Annotated in this window: 7 protein-coding genes; 4 read left to right on the plus strand and 3 right to left on the minus strand. The window is 70.6% G+C overall.

Annotated features, from left to right (window positions below; translation table 11 throughout):
* Positions 1 to 160: 160 nt before the first annotated feature.
* Positions 161 to 1597, minus strand: coding sequence for a multidrug transporter subunit MdtD (gene mdtD / locus HWX03_RS17375; protein WP_011694373.1), 1437 nt, complete (start codon positions 1595 to 1597; stop codon positions 161 to 163).
* Between the two features lie 227 nt (positions 1598 to 1824).
* On the opposite strand from mdtD, the gene HWX03_RS17380 reads away from it, so the two are divergent.
* A complete protein-coding gene (locus tag HWX03_RS17380; protein ID WP_175871985.1) occupies positions 1825 to 2148 on the plus strand; it encodes a DUF2917 domain-containing protein in 324 nt (107 codons plus the stop codon).
* Here HWX03_RS17380 and HWX03_RS17385 read toward each other — a convergent pair.
* On the minus strand, positions 2121 to 3353 hold the full coding sequence (locus HWX03_RS17385; RefSeq protein ID WP_175871986.1) for a citrate/2-methylcitrate synthase: 1233 nt from the start codon (positions 3351 to 3353) through the stop codon (positions 2121 to 2123). The two genes, HWX03_RS17380 and HWX03_RS17385, sit on opposite strands and share 28 nt — an antisense overlap.
* Positions 3354 to 3493: 140 nt before the next feature.
* Between HWX03_RS17385 and HWX03_RS17390 the strand changes: the two genes are divergently transcribed.
* Positions 3494 to 4885: a CoA transferase gene (locus tag HWX03_RS17390; protein WP_175871987.1), complete on the plus strand. Its 1392-nt coding sequence runs from the start codon at positions 3494 to 3496 to the stop codon at positions 4883 to 4885.
* Between the two features lie 22 nt (positions 4886 to 4907).
* On the opposite strand, the gene HWX03_RS17395 is transcribed toward HWX03_RS17390, so the two are convergent.
* Positions 4908 to 5654: a GntR family transcriptional regulator gene (locus HWX03_RS17395; protein ID WP_006489667.1), complete on the minus strand. Its 747-nt coding sequence runs from the start codon at positions 5652 to 5654 to the stop codon at positions 4908 to 4910.
* Positions 5655 to 5819: 165 nt separating this feature from the next.
* On the opposite strand from HWX03_RS17395, the gene HWX03_RS17400 reads away from it, so the two are divergent.
* Together HWX03_RS17400 and HWX03_RS17405 are read left to right on the plus strand one after the other, a co-directional pair.
* Positions 5820 to 6665 (plus strand): aldo/keto reductase, encoded by an 846-nt coding sequence (locus tag HWX03_RS17400; protein WP_175871988.1) that lies wholly within the window; start codon positions 5820 to 5822, stop codon positions 6663 to 6665.
* A 60-nt stretch (positions 6666 to 6725) separates the two neighbouring features.
* Positions 6726 to 6998 (plus strand): hypothetical protein (locus tag HWX03_RS17405; protein WP_175871989.1); only part of this gene is annotated, 273 nt, incomplete at its 3' end.

The following is a 6998-nucleotide window of genomic DNA, read 5'->3' on the forward strand; positions in this document are numbered from 1 at the left end:
GCCGAAGGAGACTCCCAGTTTACCTTCAGAACAGGCGAGCAAGAAGCATGCACGGCAGGGGGCCGCGTGCGGCCGCCCGTCGCGGTCGGCACGCGCACGCGCGCCGGGCCGCGTTGCACCGCGATGGTGCGCGCCGGCCCGATTCGGCGCGCGCCGCGCGTCACGCGCGCTCGGACGGGTCGGTCTTGCGCGCGGTGCTGCGGATCTCCGGCGCGAGCTGCGCGAAGATCCACGCGGACGCGGCCGTGATGATCCCGACGCAGATGAACGTCGCATGGAACGCCGGCAGCGTGTTGCTCGGCGTCACGGTGCGCAGCATGCCGGTGAACGTCGCGAGCAGCGCGCCGGCGACCGTGACGCCGAGGCTCATCGACAGCATCTGCACGAGCGAGAACAGGCTGTTGCCGCTGCTCGCGCCGCCGGTGCCGAGATCCTTCAGCGTCAGCGTGTTCATCGCGGTGAACTGCATCGAGTTGAAGCCGCCGAACAGCGCGAGATGCACGACCTTCACCCACACCGGCACCGTGTCGCGCATCAGCGCGAAGCTCGCCATCATCACGCCGACCATGATCGTGTTCGCGAGCAGCACCTTGCGGTAGCCGTGCTGCGTGATCAGGCGCGTGATGATCCGCTTCGAGAACATGCCGGCCGCCGCGACCGGCAGCATCATCAGCCCGGCCTCGAACGCCGAGTAGCCGAGGCTCACCTGCAGCAGCAGCGGGATCAGGTACGGCATCGCGCCGCTGCCGATCCGCGCGAACAGGTTGCCGAGCAGCCCGACGCTGAACGTGTGGATCTTGAACAGCTCGAGCGAGAAGATCGGCTGCGGCGCGCGCACCGCGTACAGCCCGTACGCGACGAAGCACGCGAGGCTCAGGATCAGCAGCACCAGCACGGCCGCGTGCTGCATGCCGAGATCGGCGAGCCCGTCGAGCGACAGCGAGATCGCGACCATGCCGATCGTCAGCAGCAGATAGCCTTTCAGGTCGAAGCGGCCGGCGGCCGGGTTGCGTGAATCGGGCATCGAATAGAAGGTCGCGATGCAGCCCGCGACGCCGACCGGCACATTGATCAGGAAGATCCAGTGCCACGACGCGATCTTCACGAGCCAGCCGCCGAGCGTCGGCCCGATCAGCGGGCCGATCAGGCCAGGAATCGCGACGAACGACAGCGCGGGCAGGTAGCGCTCGGCCGGGAACGTGCGCAGCACCGCGAGCCGCCCGACTGGCAGCAGCATCGCGCCGCCGACGCCCTGCACGACGCGGAACGCGACGAGCTGCGTCAGCGTATGGGCGTTCGCGCACAGCAGCGAGCCGAGCGAGAACACCAGGATCGCGCTGAAGAACACGCGCCGCGTGCCGAACGTGTCGGCGAGCCAGCCCGATACCGGGATCATCACCGCCATCGTCAGCGAGTACGCGATCACGACCGATTGCATCCGCAGCGGCGATTCGCCGAGGCTCGCGGCCATCGACGGCAGCGCCGTGTTGACGATCGTCGCGTCGAGCGTCTGCATGAAGAAGCCCGTCGCAACGAGCCAGAGCATCACGGTGAGGTTCTTTTCGCCGGGAGCGGCGGCAGGCGGGCGTTGGAACATGACGGCAGGGGCGGTGGCGCGGGACAGCCGACATTGTAGGGAAAGCCGCCGCGCCGTGCAGGTTCGGCGCTATGTCATGTGGCCCCGCCCGGCCCGGCCGGCCGGACGCCTGTCTCCGTCGGGCGGCCAGTACAGTTCAGCCGAAAGCGTCTGCGGCCGTATCTGTCCATGTGCCGCCGCTATCCGAAATACTGGTGGCATCGAATCCGTGCGACCAGGAGGCTGCCATGCGCGAACTGCGACTTTACGTGATGGACGGCGACGAGCCGGCCGGACGGTGGCGGATCGTCGATCGCACGCTGCTCGAGGTGGCCGAAGGCGACGTGTGGGTGACCGTCGAGGGGCGGCCCGACGATCACTGGCTGGGCGCGGGCGCATCGCTGACGCTGCTGCCCGGCACGCGCGCGTGGGTCAGCGCCGGGCCGCGCGGCGCGACGTTCGCGTTCGGCCCGCTCGCGGCGCCGGCCGTGCGCCGTTCGTCTGCATGGTGGCGCCCGTTCGCCGCGTGGCGCGGCGGCCGGCGTCACGCGGCCGCGTCGCTGCCGACGTAGCGCGCCCGCGGGCGGATCAGTTTCCCGTCCGCGTACTGTTCGAGCGCATGCGCGATCCAGCCGGCCGTGCGGCCGGCCGCGAACAGCGTGAACGCCGCGCCGTCGGGCAGCGCGAGCGTGCGCGCCAGCACCGCGAGCGCGAAATCGATCGTCGGCCGCAGGCCCGTCGCCGCTTCGACACGCGTGGCGAGCGCGCGCGCCATGCGCAGCGCCGGCCGCTCGGACGCCGCCGCATGCAGCGCATCGAGCAGCGCCCGCGCGCGCGGGTCGCCGTCGGGGTACAGCGGGTGCGCGAAGCCGGACAGGGCCGTGCGGCCGCCGTCCGCGCGTTCGTCGTGCGCCAGCCGCAGCGCGAGGTAGCGATCGAGATCGGCGGCGCGGGCGGCTTCGTCGAGCAGCGTGCCGGCGCGGAACGTCTCGCCGCCGTGGCGCGGCCCCGACAGCGCCGCGAGCCCGCCCGAGATCGCGCCGAACAGATGGGTGCCGGTCGACGCGATGCAGCGCACCGAGAAGGTCGACGGATTCAGTTCGTGATCGGCGCACAGCACGAGCGCACGCCGCAGCAGGTCGGCCTCATTGCGCCGTCGCACGCGCCACGCGGCCGCGAGCTGACGGTGCAGGGGTGCGTCGCCCGGCGCAATGCCGGCGAGCGCGGCCGTCGCGACGCGCAGCAGCAGCGCCGCGGAATCGAGCTGGGCGTCGCGCCCCTGCGCCCACAGGCGCGGCAGCGACGCGGCGGCGGCCGGCAGCAGCACCAGCGCTCGTTCGAGCGGCGCGAGATGTGCCCAGCGACGCGCCCAGTCGTCCCACTGCGCCGCATCGAAACCGGTCGATGCGAGCGACGTGGCGGCTAGCCGCGCGGGCGGACAGTCCCACAGCCGCGCGGCCGTTTCCTCGAGTGTCGCCGCGTCGGCCAGCGCGATCGCATCGGCGCCGCGGTAGCGCAGGCGGCCGTCGGCGATCTGCGTGATTCGCGATTCCAATACCGGCACGCCCCAGTCGAGCGAACGTTCGGCGACGCCGCCCGCGCGCTTCGCGTCGGCGCGGCGGCGCGCGAGCAGGCGCACCTCGTTTGCGTCGTAGCGGCGGCGCTTGGTCGCGCCGTCGGGCAGCGAGCGCAGCAGGCCGCGGCTCACGTACGCGTAAAGGGTGCTCACGCTGACGCCGAGCATGCCGGCGGCTTCCTGCGCACTGACGGACATCATGCCGGTTGCTCCTGTCGCCGCGCATGAAGTGCGGGCCCGCTACAACTATTCGTTATGTATTGATTTGCGCAATCAAGATTGATCGTGCCTGTCGCGAATTCTAGACTCGATTCCGTCTCCTCAACGGCGTCTCCTTCACCATGACACCCGAATTCGCATTGGCGCATCTTTGGCAACTCGCAGACGGCGAGCGCGACGCGCTGGCCCGCACGACCGTGACCGGGCAGGACCCGACGCTGCCGTCGACGTTTCATGTCGGCACGCTTGCCGCCGCGACGATCGCCGCAGCCGGGCTCGCGGCAGCCGAATGCCATCGGCTGCGAACGGGCGTGGCGCAATCGGTCGACGTGTCGGTGCGCGACGCGCTCGTGGCGTTCCGCAGCGAACGCTACCTGCGCGTGGACGACGGGCCGCCGCCGGAGTTGCGCCATCCGGTGACCGGCTTCTTCGAGACGGGCGACGGACGCTGGATTCAGCTGCACGCGAATTTCCCGCATCACCTGCACGGCATTCTCGACGTGCTCGGCTGCGGCTCGCAGCCCGCCGACGTCGCCGCGGCGATCCGTACGTGGGACGGCGCGGCACTCGATACCGCGCTGGCCGACGCCGGCCTGTGCGCGGCATTGATCAGAACCCCTGACGAATGGGCGGCGCACGAGCAGGCGCGCGCGATCGCGTCGCTGCCGCTGTTCGAGATCGAGCGGATCGGCGACGCGCCGGCCGAGCCGATCGGCCGCGGCGAGGCCGGCCAGCCGCTGGCCGGCGTGCGCGTGCTCGATCTCACGCGCATCATCGCGGGGCCGGTCGCGGGCCGCACGCTGGCGTCGCACGGCGCGCAGACGCTGCTCGTCAACGGTCCGCACCTGCCGAACATCGCGCCGCTCGTGATCGACAACGGGCGCGGCAAGCGTTCGACGTGGATCGATCTGCGCGACGCGGCAGGCGTCGATACGCTGCACGCTCTGGCGCGCGATGCGGACGTGTTCCTGCAGTCGTACCGGCCCGGCGCGCTCGAGGCGCGCGGCTTCACGCCGCAGGCCCTGGCGGCGCGGCGGCCCGGTATCGTCTACGTGTCGGTGTCGGCGTACGGGCACGCAGGGCCCTGGGCGAAGCGGCGCGGGTTCGACAGCCTCGTGCAGTCGGCGAGCGGAATCGCATGGCAGGAGCAGCAGGCCGCGCAGGCGAGCGGGCCGCGCCATCTGCCGTGCCAGGCGCTCGATCATGCAACGGGGTATCTCGCGGCGTTCGGCGCGATGATCGCGCTCGCACGGCGGGCGCGCGAAGGGGGAAGCTGGCACGTGCGGATGTCGCTCGCGCAGACGGGGCGCTGGCTGCAGTCGTTCGGCGCCGTGCCGGACGGGCTGCAGGCGCCCGATCTCGCGCTTGCCGACGCGCGCGATCGGATCGACCGCATTGCGTCGCCGTTCGGCGTGCTCGACACCGTGCGGCCGGCCGAGCGGCTGTCGGCGACGCCGCCGTCGTTCGCGCGTCCGCCCGTGCCGCTCGGCACCGACGACGCACGCTGGCTGTGAGGGCCGGCGACGTGCGCTCGCGTTACTTGCGCAGTTCGACCACGAAATCGTAGTAGTCGTTGCGGCAGTAGGTATCGGTCAGTTCGATCGCGCGCTGGTCGGACGTATAGCCGATCCGCGTGATCAGCAGGAGTGCGTCGTGCGGGGCGATGCCCATCTGCTCGGCGATCTCGTCGGTCGCGTTGACCGCGCGGAAATGCTGCAGCGCGCGCACGATCGGCGTGCCGCGCGCTTCGAGATAGCTGTACAGCGAGCCGACGATCGCCTGCGGATCGGGAATCAGCGTGGCGGGGAACGTCGAGTTCTCGACGGCCATCACGATGCCGTCGGCGAGGCGCAGGCGTTTCAGGCGTGTAACCGATGCGGCCGGCGACAGTCCGAGCTGGATCACTTCGTCGCGGTTCGCGGGCTGGATTTCGCGCGCGAGCCACTGCGAGCTCGGCTTGAAGCCGCGGCGCTCGAGCATTTCGCTGAAGCTCGACAGCCGCGACAGCGGATCCTCGTAGCGCGGCTGGATGAAGTTGCCCGCGCCCTGCGTGCGGCGGATCAAGCCTTGCTCGACGAGCAGCGCAATCGCCTTGCGCGCGGTGATGCGCGACACGCCGAGCGCTTCGGACAACACACGCTCGGAAGGCAGCGCTTCGCCGGCCGTCCAGCGGTTGTCGTGGATCGCATCGCCGAGCTTGCGGGCGAGCTGCAGGTAGAGCGGCGTATCGTTGTCGGGGTCGGGGCGCAGGTCCTGCCAGCGGTCGTCCGTGGGTGCCTTCATACAATGGGTATCGATCAGGTTGCGGCCATTCTAAGTCATCATGCCGCGCCGTTATAGCCGGTTTTTGCCGTGTAATAGGCCGGGGGCGCACCGATTGACTACACTGATGCGTCGTATCCGATGCTTCGGCCGCGGTGTGCGGCCACGATCCACGACGAGGAACGCATGACAGACACGATCGCCACGGTCGTTTTGCCGAACGGCGAGACGATTCCGAAGCTGGGCCTGGGCACCTGGGAAATGGGCGAGCGGCCGGCGCGGCGCGCGGACGAGATCGCCGCGCTGCGCGAGGGTGTCGAGCTCGGGATGACATTGGTCGATACGGCCGAGATGTATGGCGACGGCGCGACCGAGGAACTGGTCGGCGATGCGCTCGCGGGCCTGCGCGACGACGTGTTTCTCGTCAGCAAGGTCTATCCGCACCATGCAAGCCGGCGCGGCGTCGTCGCCGCGTGCGACGCGAGCCTCAAGCGCCTGCGTACCGATCGCCTCGACCTGTACCTGCTGCACTGGCGCGGTTCGGTGCCGCTCGAGGAAACCGTCGAGGGCTTCGACGCGTTGCAGCGCGCGGGCAAGATCCGCCACTGGGGCGTGAGCAACTTCGATACGGCCGACATGTCCGAACTCGTCGACGAGGCGGGCGGTGGGGCGTGCGCAACCAACCAGATTCTCTACAACATCGCGCGACGCGGCCCGGAATTCGACCTGCTGCCGTGGCTGGCCGACCATCGGATCCCGGCGATGGCATACAGCCCGGTCGATCACGGGCGGCTGCCGAAACGCTCGCCGCTCGACGAGATCGCGCGGCTGCGCGGCGTGTCGGTGATGCGCGTCGCACTGGCATGGGTGCTCGCGCAGCCCGGTGTATTCGCGATTCCGAAGGCGTCGCGGATCGAACACGTGCGCGACAACCGCGCCGCGCTCGATTTCGTGTTGAGCGATGACGAGCGCGCGCAGCTTGACGCGTATTTCCGTCCGCCGCGCAGCAAGCGCGCGCTCGAGATGCTCTGACCGTATTCGGCCGGGCAACGCGTCGGGTCAGTGGTTGCCGCCGGACGATCCGCCGTTGCCGTGACCGCCGCCATTGCCGTTGCCGGTCCCGTGGCCATTGCCGACGCCGTTGGCCCCGCCGTTGCCGGCGCCGCCACTGCCATTGCCGTTACCGTTGCCGCCGCCATTGCCGTGGCCGCCGGTGCCATTGGCGCCGCCGCCGCTTCCGCCGCCGTTACCGTTTCCGCCGCCATTGCCGCCGCCATTACCGTGACCGCCGCCGCCGTCACCATGGCCGCCGCCATTGCCGTGACCGCCGCCGCCGTCACCATGGCCGCCGCCGCCGCCGCCGCC

The organism is Burkholderia sp. BCC0397 (genome assembly GCF_902832865.1).
Lineage (GTDB): Bacteria > Pseudomonadota > Gammaproteobacteria > Burkholderiales > Burkholderiaceae > Burkholderia.

Bases quoted from the DNA above. Each gene is read 5' to 3' on its own strand.
- mdtD (WP_011694373.1), bottom strand. From the start codon at position 1,597: ATGTTCCAACGCCCGCCTGCCGCCGCTCCCGGCGAAAAGAACCTCACC.
- HWX03_RS17380 (WP_175871985.1), top strand. From the start codon at position 1,825: ATGCGCGAACTGCGACTTTACGTGATGGACGGCGACGAGCCGGCCGGA.
- HWX03_RS17385 (WP_175871986.1), bottom strand. From the start codon at position 3,353: ATGATGTCCGTCAGTGCGCAGGAAGCCGCCGGCATGCTCGGCGTCAGC.
- HWX03_RS17390 (WP_175871987.1), top strand. From the start codon at position 3,494: ATGACACCCGAATTCGCATTGGCGCATCTTTGGCAACTCGCAGACGGC.
- HWX03_RS17395 (WP_006489667.1), bottom strand. From the start codon at position 5,654: ATGAAGGCACCCACGGACGACCGCTGGCAGGACCTGCGCCCCGACCCC.
- HWX03_RS17400 (WP_175871988.1), top strand. From the start codon at position 5,820: ATGACAGACACGATCGCCACGGTCGTTTTGCCGAACGGCGAGACGATT.